This is a genomic window from Paraburkholderia nodosa (assembly GCF_001718195.1).
In the GTDB taxonomy this organism is placed as follows: domain Bacteria; phylum Pseudomonadota; class Gammaproteobacteria; order Burkholderiales; family Burkholderiaceae; genus Paraburkholderia; species Paraburkholderia nodosa_A.
Genome location: NZ_MCNV01000021.1, coordinates 39,108 through 57,448, shown reverse-complemented (window position 1 = coordinate 57,448; position 18,341 = coordinate 39,108). Strand labels below are relative to the sequence as shown.

The 18,341-nt window shown below is 60.2% G+C and carries 15 protein-coding genes; 8 read left to right on the top strand and 7 right to left on the bottom strand.

Features of this window, described 5'->3' with window-relative positions; translation table 11 throughout:
• Nucleotides 1–5: 5 nt before the first annotated feature.
• Both rfbG and rfbF read right to left on the bottom strand, forming a co-directional pair.
• On the bottom strand, nt 6–1,076 hold the full coding sequence (gene rfbG / locus BFD71_RS28520) for a CDP-glucose 4,6-dehydratase (protein WP_069267663.1): 1,071 nt from the start codon (nt 1,074–1,076) through the stop codon (nt 6–8).
• Nucleotides 1,076–1,846 carry a glucose-1-phosphate cytidylyltransferase gene (gene rfbF / locus BFD71_RS28515; protein WP_069267662.1) on the bottom strand — a complete coding sequence of 257 codons (771 nt, stop codon included), beginning with the start codon at nt 1,844–1,846 and terminating at the stop codon, nt 1,076–1,078. Before rfbF ends, rfbG begins: the two co-directional genes overlap by 1 nt.
• 663 nt (nt 1,847–2,509) lie before the next feature.
• Here rfbF and BFD71_RS28510 point away from each other — a divergent pair.
• The 3 genes from BFD71_RS28510 to BFD71_RS28500 all read left to right on the top strand — a co-directional run bounded on the left by BFD71_RS28510 (nt 2,510) and on the right by BFD71_RS28500 (nt 6,716).
• Nucleotides 2,510–3,493, top strand: a complete 984-nt coding sequence (locus BFD71_RS28510; protein WP_069267661.1) for an NAD-dependent epimerase/dehydratase family protein — start codon at nt 2,510–2,512, stop codon at nt 3,491–3,493.
• Complete coding sequence (locus tag BFD71_RS28505; RefSeq protein ID WP_069267660.1) at nt 3,490–4,512, top strand: MraY family glycosyltransferase; 1,023 nt, start codon at nt 3,490–3,492, stop codon at nt 4,510–4,512. Before BFD71_RS28510 ends, BFD71_RS28505 begins: the two co-directional genes overlap by 4 nt.
• Before the next feature lie 320 nt (nt 4,513–4,832).
• Nucleotides 4,833–6,716 carry a polysaccharide biosynthesis protein gene (locus tag BFD71_RS28500; protein WP_069267659.1) on the top strand — a complete coding sequence of 628 codons (1,884 nt, stop codon included), beginning with the start codon at nt 4,833–4,835 and terminating at the stop codon, nt 6,714–6,716.
• Between the two features lie 41 nt (nt 6,717–6,757).
• Here the strand turns inward: BFD71_RS28500 and cysC are convergent, their stop codons facing one another.
• Nucleotides 6,758–7,366 carry an adenylyl-sulfate kinase gene (gene cysC / locus BFD71_RS28495; protein ID WP_256094955.1) on the bottom strand — a complete coding sequence of 203 codons (609 nt, stop codon included), beginning with the start codon at nt 7,364–7,366 and terminating at the stop codon, nt 6,758–6,760.
• Between the two features lie 697 nt (nt 7,367–8,063).
• On the bottom strand, nt 8,064–9,461 hold the full coding sequence (locus BFD71_RS28490) for an O-antigen ligase family protein (RefSeq protein ID WP_256094954.1): 1,398 nt from the start codon (nt 9,459–9,461) through the stop codon (nt 8,064–8,066).
• Nucleotides 9,462–9,835: 374 nt separating this feature from the next.
• Here BFD71_RS28490 and gmd point away from each other — a divergent pair, with 374 nt between their 5' ends.
• Together gmd and BFD71_RS28480 are read left to right on the top strand one after the other, a co-directional pair.
• Nucleotides 9,836–10,870 (top strand): GDP-mannose 4,6-dehydratase, encoded by a 1,035-nt coding sequence (gene gmd, locus BFD71_RS28485; RefSeq protein ID WP_069267656.1) that lies wholly within the window; start codon nt 9,836–9,838, stop codon nt 10,868–10,870.
• Nucleotides 10,870–11,769, top strand: a complete 900-nt coding sequence (locus tag BFD71_RS28480) for an NAD-dependent epimerase/dehydratase family protein (RefSeq protein ID WP_069267655.1) — start codon at nt 10,870–10,872, stop codon at nt 11,767–11,769. Before gmd ends, BFD71_RS28480 begins: the two co-directional genes overlap by 1 nt.
• Before the next feature lie 115 nt (nt 11,770–11,884).
• On the opposite strand, the gene galE is transcribed toward BFD71_RS28480, so the two are convergent.
• Together galE and BFD71_RS28470 are read right to left on the bottom strand one after the other, a co-directional pair.
• Nucleotides 11,885–12,916, bottom strand: coding sequence for a UDP-glucose 4-epimerase GalE (galE, locus tag BFD71_RS28475; protein WP_069267654.1), 1,032 nt, complete (start codon nt 12,914–12,916; stop codon nt 11,885–11,887).
• A 32-nt stretch (nt 12,917–12,948) separates the two neighbouring features.
• A complete protein-coding gene (locus BFD71_RS28470; RefSeq protein ID WP_370684324.1) occupies nt 12,949–14,133 on the bottom strand; it encodes a glycosyltransferase family 4 protein in 1,185 nt (394 codons plus the stop codon).
• A gap of 202 nt (nt 14,134–14,335) precedes the next feature.
• Here BFD71_RS28470 and BFD71_RS28465 point away from each other — a divergent pair, with 202 nt between their 5' ends.
• Together BFD71_RS28465 and BFD71_RS28460 are read left to right on the top strand one after the other, a co-directional pair.
• The gene (locus BFD71_RS28465; protein ID WP_069267653.1) at nt 14,336–14,707 is read left to right on the top strand and encodes a CidA/LrgA family protein; all 372 of its coding nucleotides are present in this window, start codon (nt 14,336–14,338) and stop codon (nt 14,705–14,707) included.
• Nucleotides 14,704–15,447 (top strand): LrgB family protein, encoded by a 744-nt coding sequence (locus BFD71_RS28460; RefSeq protein ID WP_256094953.1) that lies wholly within the window; start codon nt 14,704–14,706, stop codon nt 15,445–15,447. Before BFD71_RS28465 ends, BFD71_RS28460 begins: the two co-directional genes overlap by 4 nt.
• Before the next feature lie 106 nt (nt 15,448–15,553).
• Here the strand turns inward: BFD71_RS28460 and BFD71_RS28455 are convergent, their stop codons facing one another.
• Nucleotides 15,554–16,654, bottom strand: a complete 1,101-nt coding sequence (locus tag BFD71_RS28455) for a hypothetical protein (RefSeq protein WP_069267652.1) — start codon at nt 16,652–16,654, stop codon at nt 15,554–15,556.
• A gap of 263 nt (nt 16,655–16,917) precedes the next feature.
• Between BFD71_RS28455 and BFD71_RS40825 the strand changes: the two genes are divergently transcribed.
• A complete protein-coding gene (locus BFD71_RS40825; RefSeq protein ID WP_141710827.1) occupies nt 16,918–18,264 on the top strand; it encodes a methyltransferase domain-containing protein in 1,347 nt (448 codons plus the stop codon).
• Nucleotides 18,265–18,341: the final 77 nt, after the last annotated feature.

Genomic DNA, 18,341 nt, shown 5'->3' with positions numbered 1-18,341 from the left:
TAGTCTTAAGACTGAGTGTATTCGTCAATTTGGGCTAGTGTAACTGCGCGCATATCTTCACCACGGGCGGCGGCCTTGTACCAGCTGACAATGTTGTCAAGTGTCCGGTCGAGACTCCACCGGGGGCGCCAGCCGAGGCGCGTACGCGCTTTCGAGCAGTCCAGTTTCAGATAAGTGGCTTCGTGCGGGTGCTCATTGCCGTCCAGCGCCCAGCGCGCATTGTCACCCCATTGTGATGTGAGCCGCTCGACGATCGCTTGAACAGGCTGAGCATCCGAATCATTTGGCCCGAAGTTCCACGCGTCGGCATGACGCGGTCCAGCGGTATGCAGGCTTTCTGCGAGGGCAAGGTAACCACTGAGTGGTTCGAGGACGTGTTGCCACGGCCGAATCGCGTGCGGACTGCGGATGCTGACTGTCTCTCCATTGCCGATTGCGCGGATGATGTCGGGGATGAGCCGGTCTACTGCCCAGTCTCCGCCCCCGATGACATTGCCTGCGCGAGCGCTTGCGATTGCTACGCCGTGTTTATCGTAAGCTGCGGGATTGAAGAAAGAGCTACGGTAGGCGGCGGTGACCAACTCAGTGCAGCCCTTACTGCTGCTGTACGGATCGTAGCCACCCATTGCTTCGTTTTCGCGGTAGCCCCATTCCCATTCCCGATTCTCGTAACACTTGTCAGTGGTGACAATAACGACGGACCGCACGGTGGGGACGTGTCGAACAGCCTCGAGCAAGTGCACTGTACCCAGTACATTCGTCTCGTACGTCTCCACCGGATTCACATACGATTCGCGCACGAGCGGCTGGGCTGCCATATGAATCACAACGTCTGGCGCAGCCTCTTTGATCGCATTCAACAGGGACTCGCGGTTGCGTATATCCCCGATGATCGATTCAATGCCGTCAGCAACCCGCGCAAGCGCGAACATGTTCGGCTCGGTAGTGGGGGCGAGCGAAAAGCCCGTGACTCTGGCGCCGAGCGCCTGTAGCCAGAGCGTCAGCCAGCTGCCTTTGAAACCGGTATGCCCCGTAAGAAAGACTTTCTTGCCACGCCAGAATGAACTGTCCGTCATCACCACACCTTCCAGGGCGCCTTGCCACTCTGCCAAAGCTCTTCCAGGTAATTCTTGTCCCTCAACGTATCCATGGGCTGCCAGAAGCCTTCATGCTCGTACGCCGAAAGTTGACCACTACTGGCGAGTTGTTCCAGCGGCTCGCGTTCCCAAATGCATTGGTCGTCCGGGATCAGGTCGATCACCTTCGGCGATAGCACAAAGAATCCGCCATTAATCATTCCGCCGTCGCCCTTCGGCTTTTCCTTGAACGAACTGACTTTGTTTTCCCGGATATCCAGTGCGCCGAAACGGCCTGGCGGGTAAGTGGCGCTGAGCGTCGCAAGGGTTCCGCGCTGCCTGTGATACTCCGTGAGCGTATTGATGTTGATGTTGCTAAGCCCATCACCATAGGTGAAGCAAAAAGATTCCTCATCCTTAACGAAGTCTTTCACCCGACGCAGACGGCCGCCCGTCATCGTCGATTCTCCGGTGTCGACTAACGTCACCTTCCAGGGCTCGGCATATTGCTGATGAACCTTCATTTCATTCGTACGCATATCGAACGTCACATCCGACGTATGAAGGAAATAGTTCGCAAAATATTCCTTGATTACATAGCCCTTATAGCCGCAGCAGATCACGAAATCGTTGACCCCGTAAGCCGAGTAGATCTTCATGATGTGCCACAGAATCGGTTTCCCTCCGATTTCTATCATTGGCTTCGGGCGATTGGCCGTGTCTTCGGAAATTCGAGTCCCAAGTCCGCCTGCGAGAATGATAGCTTTCATCGAAATCCTGTGGTGTATTCGGTAGATTCTGGAAGGCAATGATTGGCTTACGGGCCGGAGCGACGGAAGTCGCAAAACTGCACGACAATTCACCGTTGAGCACTACGCGGCTATTGGGGCATCATCCCCGTTGCTTACTTTGTGTGATTTTGTAAGGTCTTGGAAGCGGAACCTGAGCATTATATTGTTCCGCTCTGGTATTGCATAGCAACCACCGAACGGCGGCTTTGTGCTGCCTCCAACCGCTTCCGGCTTCTATCGACATCTCCCGCGAGGCCAGCGGATCGATCTCCAGGACGGTCGGATCAGCTCCAGCGCGTTTGCTGATGCAGGCCAGCAGTCAGTTCGATGCGTACCTGTCGGGTGCCGTCCCTTGACGATGCCTGCGATTTGTCGCTTTGGGTGCGTTGCGTTAACGTTGGAAGTACATGCATCTGGTCCTGGTGTCGCCGCAGGCCACGCTGCTTAGTTGAAGGTTCGGTGCAAGTGGCGTTCCCATGCCACCATGATTTGCACGTGGTCAGCCGCATTCGATCCAGTCCCGAGGCGACCATCCGTTACACTATTGTTATGCGCCAATCGAGCGCGAACGCCGTACGATCGCGCTCCTTCACTGGCCGTATTCGTATTTTTCTCGTCTAGAGCTACCTGGAACCAACACCAATGCATGTCGTGGTAACGGGCGCGAATGGCTTCGTGGGCCGCGCCCTATGCCGTACCCTGGTCGAAAACGGACACCGCGTAACCGGTATCGTCCGCCGTGCTGGCACAGCACCGGTTGGCGTCGCGGAATGGGTTCATGGCAGGCCGGAATTCGCCGATATCGACGTGCATTGGCGGGCGCCGTCCGGCGATGTCGACTGTGTCGTGCATCTTGCCGCGCGCGTGCACGTCATGAATGAAACGGAGAGTGACGAGACGCAGCGAGCCTTCAATGCGACCAACGTCGAGGGGACGCTACGCGTCGCGCGCGCCGCACAGCGCAATGGCGTGCGTCGATTCATCTACGTGAGCAGCATCAAGGCAATCGCGGGGAGCGGGGGCACGCGCGAACCGCTGCGAGAAGACGCGCTCGCGCAACCCGACGACGCCTACGGCCGCTCGAAGCTTGCGGCGGAACGGTCACTGGCCGAGTTGCGCAGCGAGACGGGACTCGATGTCGTGGTCGTACGGCCACCACTCGTCTATGGCCCGGACGTCGGCGCCAACTTCCGCAAGATGCTCGATACCGTCTGGCGCGGGACACCGTTGCCGTTGGGCGCCGTGGATGCCCAGCGCAGCCTGCTGTTCGTCGACAATCTGGCCGACGCGCTCATGCATTGCGCATCCGACGCACGCTCAGCAAACGGTTGTTTTCATCTGGCAGACGATGTCGCGCCTTCCGTCGCGGACCTGCTGCGTGCCACTGGCAGGCATCTCGGCCGCCCGGCACGGCTCATACCGGTGCCCGTGTCGCTTCTCAAACTCGCCGGCAGGCTCACGGGAAGAACCGCGCAAATCGAGCGTCTCACCGAAAGTCTGGTTCTCGATGCATCGGCGATCCAGCGACAGTTGTCGGGCTGGCACCCGCCGTACACGCTGGACGAGGGACTGCGCGCGACGGCCGACTGGTATCGCGCATGTCGCAAGGAGCAGGGGCGCGCATGAGCGAGGTTTTTGACGTAATCGCAACATCCGGCTGGATCGTGCTGCTTACGGCCGCGGCGTCGGCCCTGGCAAGTTTTCTGATCCTGCGGGGCTTGCTTTCGAGCGGTCTCGGCTGGCGTATCGCGACCGATGTGCCGAATCATCGCTCGCTTCACGTCAAGCCGATTCCGCGCGTGGGCGGTTGGGGGATCGTACCGGTCGGCCTCGCGGCGCTTTTATGGCACGCACCGCAGATGTGGTTGATCGCGGCGGGAGCGGCGGCGCTCGCCTTGATGTCGCAGATCGACGATCGTCGCGATTTGCCCGCGCGCATCCGGTTTGCCGTCCATTTCGCGGCAGTGGTCGCGCTGGTCGTCATCTGGCCGGCGGACGCGCCTTGGTGGCTGCTCGCAGGCATCGGCTTCCTGATGCTCTGGCTGATCAACCTGTACAACTTCATGGACGGCGCTGATGGCCTCGCAGGCGGCATGGCGCTGTTTGGTTTCGGCGCTTACGCGGCGGCGGCTCTGGCCACAGGGCATCCATCGCCGGCGTTGGCACAGGTGGGTGCCGCCCTCGCCGGGGCAGCACTCGGCTTCCTGTTCCTCAATTATCACCCGGCGAAATTGTTCCTGGGTGACGCCGGTTCGATCACGCTCGGCTTTCTGGCGGGCGCACTCGGCTACTGGGGCTGGCGCGGCGCCGTCTGGCCGCTTTGGTTTCCAGCCCTTGTTTTTTCCCCGTTTGTTGCGGATGCGTCGATTACATTGCTGAGGCGCGTGTGTCGTGGGGAAAAATTCTGGCAAGCGCATCGGGAGCACTACTATCAACGCATGGTGCGCTCGGGCATCGGTCACAGCCGCACCGCAATCTACTGGTATGCCGTGATGTTTGCCGGCGTCATCGTCGCGCTATGGGCGCTGGGGCGGCCGATGTGGCAGCAATGGCTGATTTTTGCAGCGTGGTACGGCGTTCTGGGCGGCTGTGCCGTCGTCATCGATATGCATTGGCGAAGCTTTCAGAATTCTAACGACAATTAGCTTATCTCCGCAGTCGATTCTTCCCTTTAAATGCTGACGCATCTGTAACGCGGCTGAGACGTTTGTTTCTTTAGGGAAATTCCTGCGGCGCATCGCAAGCATTAAGATCAGTGCGCGGTGCGCTCCGATCGTTTGGTACCTCGTCAGGCTTGCGGGCATAATAACTGCTGCGGCGCCGCGGCATGGAGCGGGTCCCTGTGGCAGCAATGGCCAAGTTTAGGTGCGTGGTCTGGAGATTTGCCTCCCGGGAGATCGTCATCGATCTTCACAGGGCAGCCTCCCCAGAATCTGACGCGAAATAATTTCGAGGTTTGCCGCCAATGTTGCGATCCAAGGCATCTTGGTTGTCGTTCGGTGTTTTCTTCTTCGACATGCTGGCCGCAGTGGCGGCATGGCTCGTCGCGTACGTCGTCCGCTTCAACGGTGAAATTCCGGCTCCCTTTTTTAAGGGCGCATGCGTCGCACTCTTCTGGGTCCTTCCCGTCTACGGCGCGATGTTTCGCACCTTCGGCTTGTACCGTGGCTTGTGGGTATTCGCGAGCCTGCCCGATCTGATGCGCATCGCAAAGGCGATCGTGGTCGGTGCGCTCGTCGTGATGATCGGCGCGGTCATGTTTCAGCCGAAACCGATCATTCCACGCTCGGTCCTCCTGCTTACGCCGATGCTACTGTTCCTCGCGATGGGCGGCGCGCGAGCGATCTATCGGGCCAGTAAAGAGTTCTATCTGTACGGCGGTCTTGTCGGTCGCGGTAAGCCCGTACTGATTCTCGGCGCGGGGGGCGCGGGCGCGAGCCTCGCGCGTGAATTGTCGCGCTCGGGTGAGTGGCGCCTGGTCGGTCTGCTCGACGACGACGTCGCGAAGCGGGGCCGCGAGATCTATGGCTACAAGGTCCTCGGCACGATCGATGAAATCGCGCGCTGGACGGAGACGCTCAAGGTCGAGCATGTGATCATCGCGATCCCGTCCGCGCCCATGGAGACGCAGCGACGCCTCGCTACGCTCTGCGTGCGCCTTGGCGTCAAGGCGATGGTCTTGCCTTCGCTCACGGCCCTCATGCCTAGCCAGGGTTTTCTTTCCCAGATTCGCCAGATCGACCTGGAAGACCTTCTTGGCCGTGAAGCGGTCAACATCGACACCGCCCACGTCGAGGCGCTGCTGCGAGACCGCGTGGTGATGGTCACGGGCGCGGGTGGCTCGATTGGCTCCGAACTCTGCCGCCAGATCCTGAAGTTCCAGCCCGCACAGCTCATCGCGTTTGACTTGTCCGAGTACGCGATCTACCGCCTCACCGAAGAGATCCGTGAGCGCTTTCCCGACCAGGCGATGATCTCGTTCATCGGCGATGCGAAGGACTCGCTGCTGCTCGACCACGTCATGTCGCGCTACGCGCCACATATCGTCTTCCATGCGGCGGCATACAAGCACGTGCCGCTGATGGAGGAGCTCAACGCGTGGCAGGCTCTGCGCAACAATGTGCTTGGCACGTACCGCGTCGCGACCGCGGCGATCCGCAACAACGTGCGCCATTTCGTGCTGATCTCGACTGACAAGGCCGTGAATCCGACCAACGTCATGGGCGCGAGCAAGCGCCTCGCCGAGATGGCGTGCCAGGCGCTGCAGCAGACGAGCGAGCGCACACAGTTCGAGACCGTTCGCTTTGGAAACGTACTGGGTAGCGCGGGGAGTGTCATCCCGAAGTTTCAGCAGCAGATCGCGAGGGGCGGTCCCGTGACCGTCACGCATCCCGAGATAACCCGCTTTTTCATGACGATTCCCGAGGCGGCGCAGCTCGTGCTTCAGGCATCGAGCATGGGGCAGGGCGGCGAGATTTTCATTCTCGACATGGGCAAGCCGGTCAAGATCGTCGATCTGGCGCGCGACCTGATCCGGCTTTATGGCTTTGCCGAAGATCAGATCCGTATCGAGTTTAGTGGCTTGCGTCCCGGCGAGAAACTCTATGAGGAGTTGCTGGCCGATGACGAGATGACCGCGCGTACGGCGCACCCGAAGCTGCGCATCGCGCGGGCGCGCGAGGTGCCGGTCAATCTGCTGGACGAACTGTTGCCGTGGCTTATGCAGCACCGTGTTCCAGGCGACGACGAAGTGCGCCGCGATCTTCGCCGCTGGGTGCCTGAATACCAACCGTCGAGCGTGTCGAAGCTTCAAAGTGTGAGTGGGACGTCGGTGAGAGCCGCTGGCTGATACCGGGGGCGAAGCCGCAAAAGCGCCTCGCCGGACATTGCTTATTTTCCACCGATGCCCGCGCGAAGACTAGCGACCTTGAGCGATCGTTCTCTGACGCGGCCAATCGCAAATTGGCGGTCGCGCACCAGGTAATCGACGATATGGTCGACGCAAGTTTCGACCGAATTGTCTTGCGTGTGCAGTGTGAGATCGGGATGAGCCGGTGGGTGATAGGGTGAAGCGATACCAGTGAACTGCGCGATCTCACCGCGGCGGGCGCGTTGATATAGCCCTTTGGGGTCGCGCTTTTCGCAAACTTCGAGCGGCGTGTCGACAAACACTTCGACAAACGCCGATTCGCCGACGATGCGCCGTGCATTTTCCCGGTGCTCGGGCTCGGGCGAAATGGTCGCCGTGACGGCTACAAACCCCTCATTGCAAAACAGCGCCGCCACATGGGCGACGCGCCTGAGATTTTCCGTACGCTCGGCGTCACTAAAACCAAGATCTGAATTGAGGCCCGTACGCAGCACGTCGCCGTCGAGCATCGTTGCTCGAAGGGCAAACGTTTGCAGTCGACTGACCAACGCGCGCGCGACGGTCGACTTGCCCGCTCCGGACATGCCGGTGAGCCAGATGACAACTCCAGCCGACGTTGCTGTATTCACTTCTTACCGCCTCGATCAACGTAAACCTGATTCGCATTCTAACGTTTCGAAGCAGTTTTTGTAACGCGGATGTAATAATCCGCAACAATTTTGCAGGCTTGTAATCATGCGTAACGGCGGCAAATGTGGCGAACACCATGGTGACGCTCGCCGGCAGTTACTTGATTGCAGAAAAGGTGCTCTTAACCTACCCACAAGGGATTGCGGCATTACAGATGGTGCGTAGTCGGCAACTCTAGCTAAGGCTGTCGCAACGCTTCCTAATTCGCCGAGCCACGCGCTCGACTTTTGCATGCCGTATGGGCTGATAGAGTTGTTGATCAGCGATAACCGATTCAGAAACGACTTCGGGCGCGCACCTGAGCAAATATTGATGATCGGCTAGAACCATAGCAACGAATTGGTTTCCAGATTCTCGTTGCCGTAGATAGAAGCGTTAGGCAGCGCTGGAACGACGCCTGGTCTACGTGCTGCAGGCAACTCACGCCCATAGGCCGAAAATTGGTGATCGGGCGGCGCGGCGTCGCCGTTTTCGGCGAGATTCGCCCCGATAGGGTGCCTGCATGCCTGCCCTTGTCTCAGGCCGACTTTCACCGAGGCTAATATCGATGAAATCTCAGTCGAAAATATCGACGATGAAGTCGTGGGCTATTGCGAAGCACGAAATCGCCCAAAACCGAACGAATAAAAAAATCCCCTACAACCGCTCGGATTTACCATCCGACCGTTCCGTAATCGCCGCGAGGACGGCCAGCATGGTCGCGTAGAAAGACACCGTGCTCTTCAGGTCGAACGTCTCTACAGTCAGCCCAAAAACGAAAAACATCAGGACGAAGGACAGTCCCATGAGCGCTGTGCGCCGCGTTGTCCTCGATCCGGACTTGAGCTTCGCCGCGAAAAATATCGCGGGCACGATGTAGATCGAGAGCAGCGCGAGGCCGCCCACAATGCCATAGTTGGCCATGTAGGCGAGCAACTGGTTATGCACTTCGCCTTCGCCGAATGCGGCCGCCTTCGGGGTGAGCGCGCCTTGCTTGGCCATCGAGGTCATCTTGTCGCGGAACCCGTCGCCACCGAGGCCTAGCACCGGGTGTTCGGCGATCAGCGTGGAAGCTGCCTCGTAGAGCTGCAGGCGTATGCCAACCGACGTGTCGCGGTGGCCCTGCGTGTACTGCGCGAGGTCGGATGACACGTCGCCGACGCGCTGGCGTACCGTCCCCGACAGCCCGTAGACCATCCCGAGCAGCAGCGCGACAGTCACCGGCATCAGCACTTTCCAGTGAAGCGGCTTCCCGCGGCCGAGTTCCCATACGATCAGTACGGCAACGAGAGGGATCGCAGCCCAGCCACCACGCGAGCCCGACAGCAGCGAAGCGGCAAGGCCGGCAAACAGGCCCGCGAACTTGAGCGCACGCATGAACGTCGAGTCCTTGCGCCACCAGTTCAGCGCAATTGCCGACAGCACGCCGAGCGCGACGGCGAGATCACCGAAATGGATCGGATTCAGGAACGCGCTGCCGATGCGTCCGTCGCCCCAATCGCGCGGCATGATGACGGCAATCACGAGCGAGGAGAGCGCCCCCAGCGTAAAGGAGAGGTCCGCCCAGGCGAAGGTCCGCAGCGGCGCACGGCGCAGGGCGAGGAAGATCGGGACTGCAAGTAGGAACCGCGAGGGCGAATCCCAGGTGCGGAGCAATGGATGGTCGTGCGAGAGCGTGCTGAGCGCCACGGCGGCAACAGGGGCGCACAGTGCAATGCACAACGCCAGCCCGAGACGGTCGGGACGCGCGTAGCCATACGGCGCGCCAGCCGGCCGCCAGCACAACGCCGCTAGGGCTATGACACCCGCGCCGATCGATACGGCGCTTGAGGCGCCCTGCACGAGCATTGCAATAGAGGGAAAGCCGAGCAGGAAAGCCGCGGTCAGCCAGTCGCCGGGCTCGGTGCGTCGGGAGTCAATCGTCACTGCTGTCTGCATCGCTACACTGCTCTTGTCGGTAAGGGCGGGACTGACTACGTCTCCCGCATTACGTCCCCAATTCGCACCCTCTCGGTTACGAAGTATGACGGGAAACCTGCCATTGTACGCACACATTCTCCCCGCTCGCGTTTTCCCCAAAAAATGCGCACGTCAGGACGGATAGCGTGCTCAAAATAAGGGAGCGAATGCCCGTCGAGCTTGACATAAGCCTGCGCGCGCTCCAGGATCGCACCTCCCGAGAGCAAGCTGCCAAGAATAAATAATATGCGGACGCGGGAAGACTCAAGCGCTCCGAATGCGATTGCACGCCGTGCGGGCAAGGTGAGCAATCAGAATTTCGCAAGGCACTTCGATTCGCCCATGGGGCAAAAGAGCGCCGATGAGGAACCTGCGCGCCGCATTTTGAATCTCGGATTAATCGATGTTTCAAAACCGCTCGCGAAGAACCTGCGCATGGCATCATTCGCATACTTGAGGGAAAGAACATCGTGAAATCAGCAATCATTACTGGCATAACCGGCCAGGACGGCGCCTATCTGGCGGAGCAGCTTCTAGAGAAGAGCTATATCGTCTACGGCACTTACCGCCGGACGAGTTCCGTCAACTTTTGGCGTCTCGAAGAGCTTGGCGTCGCGCATCATCAAAATCTGCGCCTCGTCGAGCACGATCTGCTGGATGCGGGCAGCTGCATTCGCCTGATGGAGCGTGCGCAGCCCGACGAGGTGTACAACCTCGCCGCGCAAAGCTTCGTTGGCGTGTCGTTTGAGCAGCCGGCGCTCACCGCGCAGGTGACCGGAGTCGGCGCACTGAATCTCCTCGAGGCGCTGCGCATCATCAATCCGAAGGCGCGTTTCTATCAAGCCAGCACGTCGGAGATGTTCGGCAAAGTGCAGGCTATTCCTCAGACGGAATCGACGCCCTTCTACCCGCGCAGCCCTTACGGCGTCGCCAAGCTCTACGCGCACTGGATCACGGTGAACTACCGTGAAAGCTACGGTATGTTTGCGTCGAGCGGCATTCTCTTCAATCACGAGTCGCCGCTGCGCGGCCGCGAGTTCGTGACGCGCAAGATCACCGATTCGCTCGCGAAAATCAGCCTCGGCCAGCTCGACGTGCTCGAGCTCGGCAACCTCGACGCACAGCGCGACTGGGGCTACGCGAAGGAATACGTGGAAGGGATGTGGCGCATGTTGCAGGCCGATCAGCCCGATACTTATGTGCTCGCAACCAATCGCACGGTGAGCGTGCGCGATTTCGTCAACGCGGCGGCGAAGTGCCTTGGCATCGAAATCGAATGGCAAGGCACCGCGGAAAACGAAATTGGACGCGATGGCAAGAGCGGCAAGACGATCGTGCGCGTGAATCCCGCGTTCTATCGTCCGGCCGAAGTCGACCTGCTCATCGGCGATGCACAAAAGGCCCACGACGAGCTAGGCTGGGCGTCGAAAACATCACTTGAAACACTGTGCCAGATGATGGTCGAAGCGGATATCGCGCGTAACAAGAAGGGGACGTCGTTCTGATGGCTTCAGTGCTGATTACAGGAGCTGAGGGCTTCACGGGGCGTTATGTTGCACAGGCATTGCGCGAGCGCGGCCATCAGATTTCGAGTCTCGTGCGGTGCTGTGATGAGCCCAAACCTGACGTGTACGCGTGCGATCTTCAGGATCGCGCGGGGCTTGCAGAGGTGGTGGCGCGTGTGCGACCCGACTGGGTCGTGCATCTGGCCGCCATCTCGTTCGTCGGGCACGGCAATCCTGGGGAAATTTACGCGACCAACGTCGTGGGATCGCGCAATCTGCTCGAGGCGCTCGCCGCGAGTGAAAAGAAACCTTCGGCCGTGCTGCTTGCAAGCAGCGCGAACATTTATGGCGCAGGCCCGCTCGGCCTGCCGATCCCGGAGACGGCGCCGTATCATCCTGCGAACGACTACGCCGTGAGCAAGGTCGCGCTCGAATACATGGCGCAACTCTGGACGGACCGGTTGCCGATCATCACGGTGCGCCCGTTCAATTGCATCGGTGTTGGCCAATCGCCGAGCTTTCTCGTCGCGAAGATGGCGGATCACTTCCGTCGGCGTGCGCCGGTCATCGAGCTGGGCAATCGCGACGTGGCTCGCGACTTCTCCGATGTGCGCTGGGTGGCCGACGTGTATTGCAGGCTGCTCGAAAAGGCGCCAGTCGGCGAGGTGTTCAACGTGTGTTCGGGCCATGCGGTCACGCTCACGCACGTGCTGCAGACAATGTCCACGATCACCGGCCACGATATCGAAGCGCGGACCAATCCCGACTTTGTGCGTGAGCACGAGGTGAAATCGCAGTGTGGCGACAACCGCAAGCTGTTGAGCGCCATCGGCCAGCTCGATGCGCCGACACTCTACGACACCTTGCAGTGGATGTTGTCCGATAGCGTCGCCACCTGATGGTGGCGGGCAGTGTGCGTTCTGCCTGTTACCGATACATCGCGCCGAGGGACTGCGCTCGTGTCATTCTTTGCAGCTGCGCCTGCCCAACAAACCAGCGCGGCTGCATTCAGCCTTACTCAAACCCGCGCGGATTCTTCTCCTGCCAGCGCCAGTGGTCCACGCACATGCGCTCGATCCCGAACTCCGCTTTCCAGCCGATGACGTTTTCCGCCGCGACCGGATTCGCATAGCACTCGGCGATGTCGCCAGGTCGGCGCGCCACGATCTCATAGGGCACGGGGCGTCCTGAGGCCTGTTCGAACGCCTTCACGACTTCCAGTACGCTGTAGCCGCGCCCGGTGCCGAGATTCACGACCAGGCCTTCGCCACGCGAGGCAAGCGCGTCGAGCGCCTTGAGGTGGCCCTTGGCGAGATCGACCACGTGAATATAGTCGCGCACGCCCGTACCGTCCGGGGTCGGATAGTCGCCGCCGAACACCCGCAGCTTTTCGAGCTTGCCCACCGCCACTTGCGCGACATAAGGCATGAGGTTGTTCGGAATGCCGGCCGGATCTTCGCCGATCAGCCCGCTTTCATGCGCGCCCACCGGATTGAAGTAGCGCAGCACGGCAATGCGCCACTCCGGGTCCGAGATCGTGACGTCGCGCAGGATCTGCTCGGCGATGAGCTTCGATTGGCCGTAGGGATTCGTTGCCGAGAGCGGAAACGTTTCGTCGATCGGCGAGCGTTCGGGCATGCCGTACACCGTGGCCGAAGAGCTGAACACGAACTGCTTTACGCCGTGCTGGCGCATTATGTCGAGCACCACGAGCAGGCCGTCGACGTTGTTGCGGTAGTACTCGATGGGCTTCGCCACCGACTCGCCAACGGCCTTGAGCGCTGCGAAATGGATCACGCCGGTGATGCGATGTGCTTCGAAAACGCGCGTAACGGCGGCGGCGTCGCGCACGTCGGCTTCGTAGAACGCCACGGGCTTGCCGGTGATCTGCTCGACGCGCTTGAGCGATTCGCTGCTGCTGTTTACGAGATTGTCGATGGCGACCACCTCATAGCCGCCATTGAGCAGCTCGACGCAGGTATGCGAGCCGATGTAACCTGCGCCGCCGGTGACGAGGATGGTGCCCTTTGAGTTCGTCGCAGTCATGCCGTGTTCGTTCCCGTGAAATCCAGACTCGATCAAAAAGTCGACCCGGTGATTTCCCGGATCAGTTCCCGGTAGCGTTGTACCACAACGCGCTCATCGAATTCTTTCTCGATTTTTTTTCGGCCGCGCCCGGCCATGGCAGCGCGCGCCGGTCCGTCGAGGTCCAGCATCTGCGCGAGGCTGGCGGCAAGCGAGGCGGCGTCGCGCGCTTCGCACAGCAGGCCGTTCACGCCATCGGCAACCACTTCGCGGCAGCCGGGCACGTTGGTCGCCACGATCGGGCGGCCCATTGCGCTCGCTTCCATCAGCGTGCGCGGCACGCCTTCGCGGTACGAGGGCAGCACGATGCAGTCCGCATCGGCGATAAAGGGGCGCACATCGGCCGTTTCGCCCAGATATTCAACTACGCCTTCGCGTTCCCAGGCCGCGACTTCTTCGCGCGAGATCGCGCTCGGATTGTCCACGCCCACTGGGCCGAGCAACCGGAAACGCGCGTGCGGATAGCGCGCGCGCAGCGAGCGCGCGGCCTCGACGTACTCTGCCACGCCCTTGTCCCAGAGCAGCCGGCCAATCAGAACGAAAGCAAACTCCGCGCGCTCCGGCAGGGGCGTGAAGGGGAAATCGTCGAGATCTACGCCCTCGCCGTGCAGCAGCCTCGCGCGTTCGGGATGCGCGAGCAGATTGCCATCCTTGAAAGCGGCCTCGTCGTCGCGATTGAGGAACCACACTTCACGCGGGAAGCGGAACGCGAAGCGATACAAGCGCTTGGCGACCTGCGCGGCGCGGCTCTTCTGGATGAACACGTAACCGAGGCCCGTCGTGACCGCGACGGAAGGCGTGCGCGCGAGCCAGGCGGCGATCGACCCGTAGATATTCGGCTTGATCGTGTAGTGGAACACGACATCCGGCTTGAGCGCGCGATAGTGGCGATAGAGCGCGAGGAGCGTGCGCAGGTCGTCGAGCGGATTCGTGCCCTTCGAGGCGACCGGCAGTTCGACACAGCGGCAGCCCATGGCGGCGAGCGGCTCGAAGGTGCGGTCGCGCGGCGCGATCACGGTGACTTGCGCGCCCGCCTGCGTGAGTGCACGCAACAGGCCGCGCCGATAGGTATAGATCGCCCAGGCCGTGTTGCAGACGAGGGCGACGTGCAGCGGACGCCGTTGCGCGGCGGACTGGGGCGCGCTGGCCGCGGCGGTTCGGGTGGGTGACGAGTTCACGAAAGGGGGGCGTTGATGGCAGGCGAGGGCGGCAGCGGCCGGGGCGCACATTTTAGCCGACGGGCACCGGGACCCGCCCGACCGAAGCAGCGCGCGCAGGTCGCGCGCTGCAAGCTAGTATGACGATTCGCTGCGCCTCGCGCGCCGTTGGGCTACACTGCGCGCGCCGCGCATGTTTCCAGCCCCCGCCTTGCCTTTAGCCATGCTTCGTTCCCTTGCCGCCCTCCTGATCTTCCAGTGTCTCGGCGAGAGCGTGTCCTACGTGTTCTCGTTGCCCGTGCCCGGTCCCGTGATCGGCATGCTGCTCCTGTTCGCCTTCGCGTTGATGCGACCCGCCGCCGCCGAGGCCATCGAGCCGACTGCGCTCGAATTGCTGCGCCATCTCTCGCTGCTCTTCATCCCGGCGGGCGTGGGCATCATGGTGTCCGCGCAGGCGGTGCGCGGCGAGGCGCTTGCCGTGATCGCGAGCCTCGTCGTGAGCACGACGCTCGGCATCGCGGTGACGGCGCTCGTCACGCGCGCGCTTCTGCGTCGCCAGCGGCGCAACCCGACGGCCGGGGAGGGCGCATCGTGAACAGCCACCTGCCTATCACGAAGCTCGACGCGATCTGGGTCTACCTCGCCGCCACGCCGCTGCTCGGCTTGACGGTGACGCTCGTCGCCTATCTCATCGCCATCAATATCTACGCGCGCGCAAAGCACAATCCGCTCGCGAACCCGGTGTTGATTGCCGTGGCGCTCGTCGTCGCGGCGCTCAAGATCACGGATACGCCGTATCGCACGTATTTCGAAGGCGCGCAGTTCGTGCACTTCCTGCTCGGTCCCGCCACGGTGGCGCTCGCGCTGCCGCTCTATCGTCAGTGGGACAAGCTGAAGCGCGGCGCGCTCCCCTTGCTCGGCGGGCTCGTTGCGGGCTCGCTCACGGCGATCGTGTCGGCGGTCGGCGTGGCGGAACTCTTCGGTGCCTCGCATCAGACCATTGCTTCACTCGCGCCGAAGTCTGTCACCACGCCAATTGCTATGGCCGTTGCTGACAAGATCGGCGGCATCCCGTCGCTCACTGCTGTGCTCGTGATATCGACGGGCGTGTTCGGCGCGGTGACCGCGCGCTGGATTCTCGACGTGGTTCGCGTGCGGGAAACCGAGGTGCGCGGCTTCGCGATCGGCGTGGCGTCGCACGGCATCGGCACCGCGCGTGCGTTTCAGGTGAGCGAGGAGATGGGCGCGTTTTCGGGGCTCGGCATGGGCCTTAACGGTGTGTTTACCGCGTTCGTCGTGCCGGTGCTGTTGCCAGTGCTGCTGCGCTGGATCTAGGCTGAGCCGCGCGCGAACAGCGCGCGCTTCACCTTGTGCAAGGTGCGATAGGGCGATTTCGCAAGGCCTGCCCAGTCGCACCGGTTCATAACATTCAGATTGGGATTCACTGTCCGCGTCGTACGCAGATTCCTACTGAAGTAGCCGCATATTTGCCGAGGCGCAATTTCATGTGGGGGATGCCAGAATACGGAGGGACATCAACATGAAAATCGAGCGGATGTGAATACGGTGCAAGCGAAAAAGGCTGCACGTCGTGCCCTCTTGCACGAAGGCGACGCACAAGCTCCTCCATATCGCGCCGACGATACAGGACCGTGGGACCGCTTTCTACCGTCTCATCTTCCGAAGAGAGATTGAACTCTGTCGTATGGACCGCAATACCTCCCGGTTTCAACGTCTTTTCGACACTGTTGATGACAAATTGCATACCAGCCTCGAGACTTCCGAGATGCTCGAAGCAGCAAGATGACCACGTAAAATCAAAACCAGTCAGATCATCCGGTATTGCGTTCATGTCGCAGAACCGATGTGATACTTTTTCATTGAAGATGTCGTTGCTGACGATTGACGGATACCTAAGATCGTCCAGCGCCGAAGAGTGTTGACCGGTAGTAGACCAGCCGCTCGCCACACCGATCTCCGGCGGTGCATCAGTTGCGAGTACGCTGCATCCCTTCTTCGCAAAGAGCGCGGGAAGCCTTTCAAGGCCAATTCCGAAGCCGAGACCGCGGCTTCCCTCTACCAGGACCCCCGCCTTCTCGAGATGATGAATGACGAACACCCACTCCCAAGTCTTGCGGTGATACGTGAAATGATGGTGAATATCACCAAGGATTTCCGCATACCGTGGATGCAGCATGTCTACTACGCTGCACGTCGAATGAAGCATGAACGGATCCGATCTGCCCAATATCGGACCCGGTGGGAGATAGATACGCTCGCGATAGAGCTCGGCGTTTCTCTTTTCAAAGCGCTCGGGAAGTGATTGGACGAAGTCCTGCAACTCGTTGAGCTTCTCCCCAAGGTTCCGGAGGTCCGGCGTCAGTCCCTTACGACATTCGTCGATCTGCAAGGCCATCGCATGATGCAATTCCTCCGTTGCAGCTCTTTGTGTCGCGAATTGCCGCTCGATTTCGCCGTCGATCCTGATTTTGAGTCTGTTCCAAACCGGGCGACCGAGCGCCTTCAATGTCTGCTTCAGCACAAAGAGTTCCTAGGAAATAGTACACGATCGGTGGAGCGATCTATGGTACACCAGACCCATGTCACGGATACGCGGTGCATGAGTAAGGACGGCTTGTTGGTTTCGGGTGGAGCGTTCCTGGAAACGATACGGTACATGCACTATATGCGATTGGCATATTCTTGCGTTGCATAACACATCCTTACACGCGCATGAGGTTGAGCCGATATACTCGCTGGCACGCTGATGAGTGACCTTCACAAACAGAATGTTCGGAGAAACAAATGGGTTTGTTGGGCAGAATCACACCGTTCAGGCAAATATCGCGCGCGTACGGGGCACTACTTACTGCGAATCATTCGCTCGCAGTGCTGGCCCAGAGACATTCAGCGCTGGGAGAACTGGCGCAACATTTGGCTGCCGTTGCTCAAAAGCTGGATAACCTTACGAACGAAGTCGAGCGCCTTAATGCTCCCGGCGTTTCCCTGCCTCAACCTCCGTCGCAGGTGCAAGCGCGTTACGATTTCAACGATGTTCTGCACGAGGGCCGCAGCGCACTGATGCGGGAGATGCCCCCAAATGCGGAACGCGTTGTTAGCGCAGGTTGCTCCGGGCGCTTGTATTTCGAATGGATCGAGAAAACATACGGCTACATCCCGGAGCACATCGGCATCGAATACTACCTGCCAAAACCCCACCTGCTTCCTGACAACGTTACATGGATCGCGAACACCGCGGGAAACATGGAGGCAATTGCAGATCAGACGTGCGATCTGCTGATCTCTGGCCAAAACATAGAACACCTCTGGCCAGAGGATGTAGTTGGTTTCCTGATGGAATCGGCTCGTGTCCTGAGGGCGGGCAGCACACTATGCGTGGACTCTCCCAACCGCGCATTGACGGCACGTCTAAACTGGACTCATCCAGAACACACGATTGAGCTGACTGTTCCCGAGATCCGCCATCTTCTTGAGCTAGCGGGGTTCGACGTCACAAAAGAGGCGGGGATTTGGCTCTGCGAGGACCCGAAGACCCGCCGTCTCTTGCCTATTGACCCGAACACGCCAGATCCAGAGTGGTCCGTGAGCGAGCGCATTTTTTCCGCCGCGAGCAAGCCCGAGCATTCCTTCCTCTGGTGGATAGAGAGCCGTCGTACTGAACGTAAGCCAGATCGGGAAGCTCTCCGCAAATTTCTCCACTCCATCTATGCGATCGCGTGGCCGGAACGCATTCAGCGACTCGTCCTGGGACCAAGCCTCGTAACTGAGCGTCGAAGCGATGGAGAATGGATCTCCGTTCCACCGGGGTATGACGGCGTAGTATTTTTTGGGCCGTATATGCCATTACGAAGGGGCCGACATCGAATCACATTTGAGTTTGAGCCGGATCCATCCGCTACAGCTGCTTTTGCGCGATGCGATGTCGCAATTGGTCCTGAAGGTACAGTCATCGCAGAGCGTGAAACAATGCCCGGGCAAACGCAGACAGTTTTAGAAGTCGAAATCCAGGAACTGACGTTTGGCGGCCAATTTCGCTGTTATGCCACGGGACGTGCGGCGTTTGCGGTGCGAAGGCATATCTATCTCGTCGAGACGCTAAGTGAGACGGCGACCTCGGCCATAACATCATGACTGCTGCCGTTGAGTCGATTGATCAGCGAGTTATTCGACGCGCCAAAATATCGACTTCTCGCAACCGACAGCGACAC

Excerpts from the sequence above, each read along its gene's own strand:
- rfbG (WP_069267663.1), bottom strand. The coding sequence starts at position 1,076 with ATGACGGACAGTTCATTCTGGCGTGGCAAGAAAGTCTTTCTTACGGGG.
- BFD71_RS28490 (WP_256094954.1), bottom strand. The coding sequence starts at position 9,461 with ATGTGTGCGTACAATGGCAGGTTTCCCGTCATACTTCGTAACCGAGAG.
- BFD71_RS28505 (WP_069267660.1), top strand. The coding sequence starts at position 3,490 with ATGAGCGAGGTTTTTGACGTAATCGCAACATCCGGCTGGATCGTGCTG.
- BFD71_RS28465 (WP_069267653.1), top strand. The coding sequence starts at position 14,336 with ATGCTTCGTTCCCTTGCCGCCCTCCTGATCTTCCAGTGTCTCGGCGAG.
- BFD71_RS28480 (WP_069267655.1), top strand. The coding sequence starts at position 10,870 with ATGGCTTCAGTGCTGATTACAGGAGCTGAGGGCTTCACGGGGCGTTAT.
- rfbF (WP_069267662.1), bottom strand. The coding sequence starts at position 1,846 with ATGAAAGCTATCATTCTCGCAGGCGGACTTGGGACTCGAATTTCCGAA.
- BFD71_RS28500 (WP_069267659.1), top strand. The coding sequence starts at position 4,833 with ATGTTGCGATCCAAGGCATCTTGGTTGTCGTTCGGTGTTTTCTTCTTC.
- galE (WP_069267654.1), bottom strand. The coding sequence starts at position 12,916 with ATGACTGCGACGAACTCAAAGGGCACCATCCTCGTCACCGGCGGCGCA.
- BFD71_RS28510 (WP_069267661.1), top strand. The coding sequence starts at position 2,510 with ATGCATGTCGTGGTAACGGGCGCGAATGGCTTCGTGGGCCGCGCCCTA.
- BFD71_RS40825 (WP_141710827.1), top strand. The coding sequence starts at position 16,918 with ATGGGTTTGTTGGGCAGAATCACACCGTTCAGGCAAATATCGCGCGCG.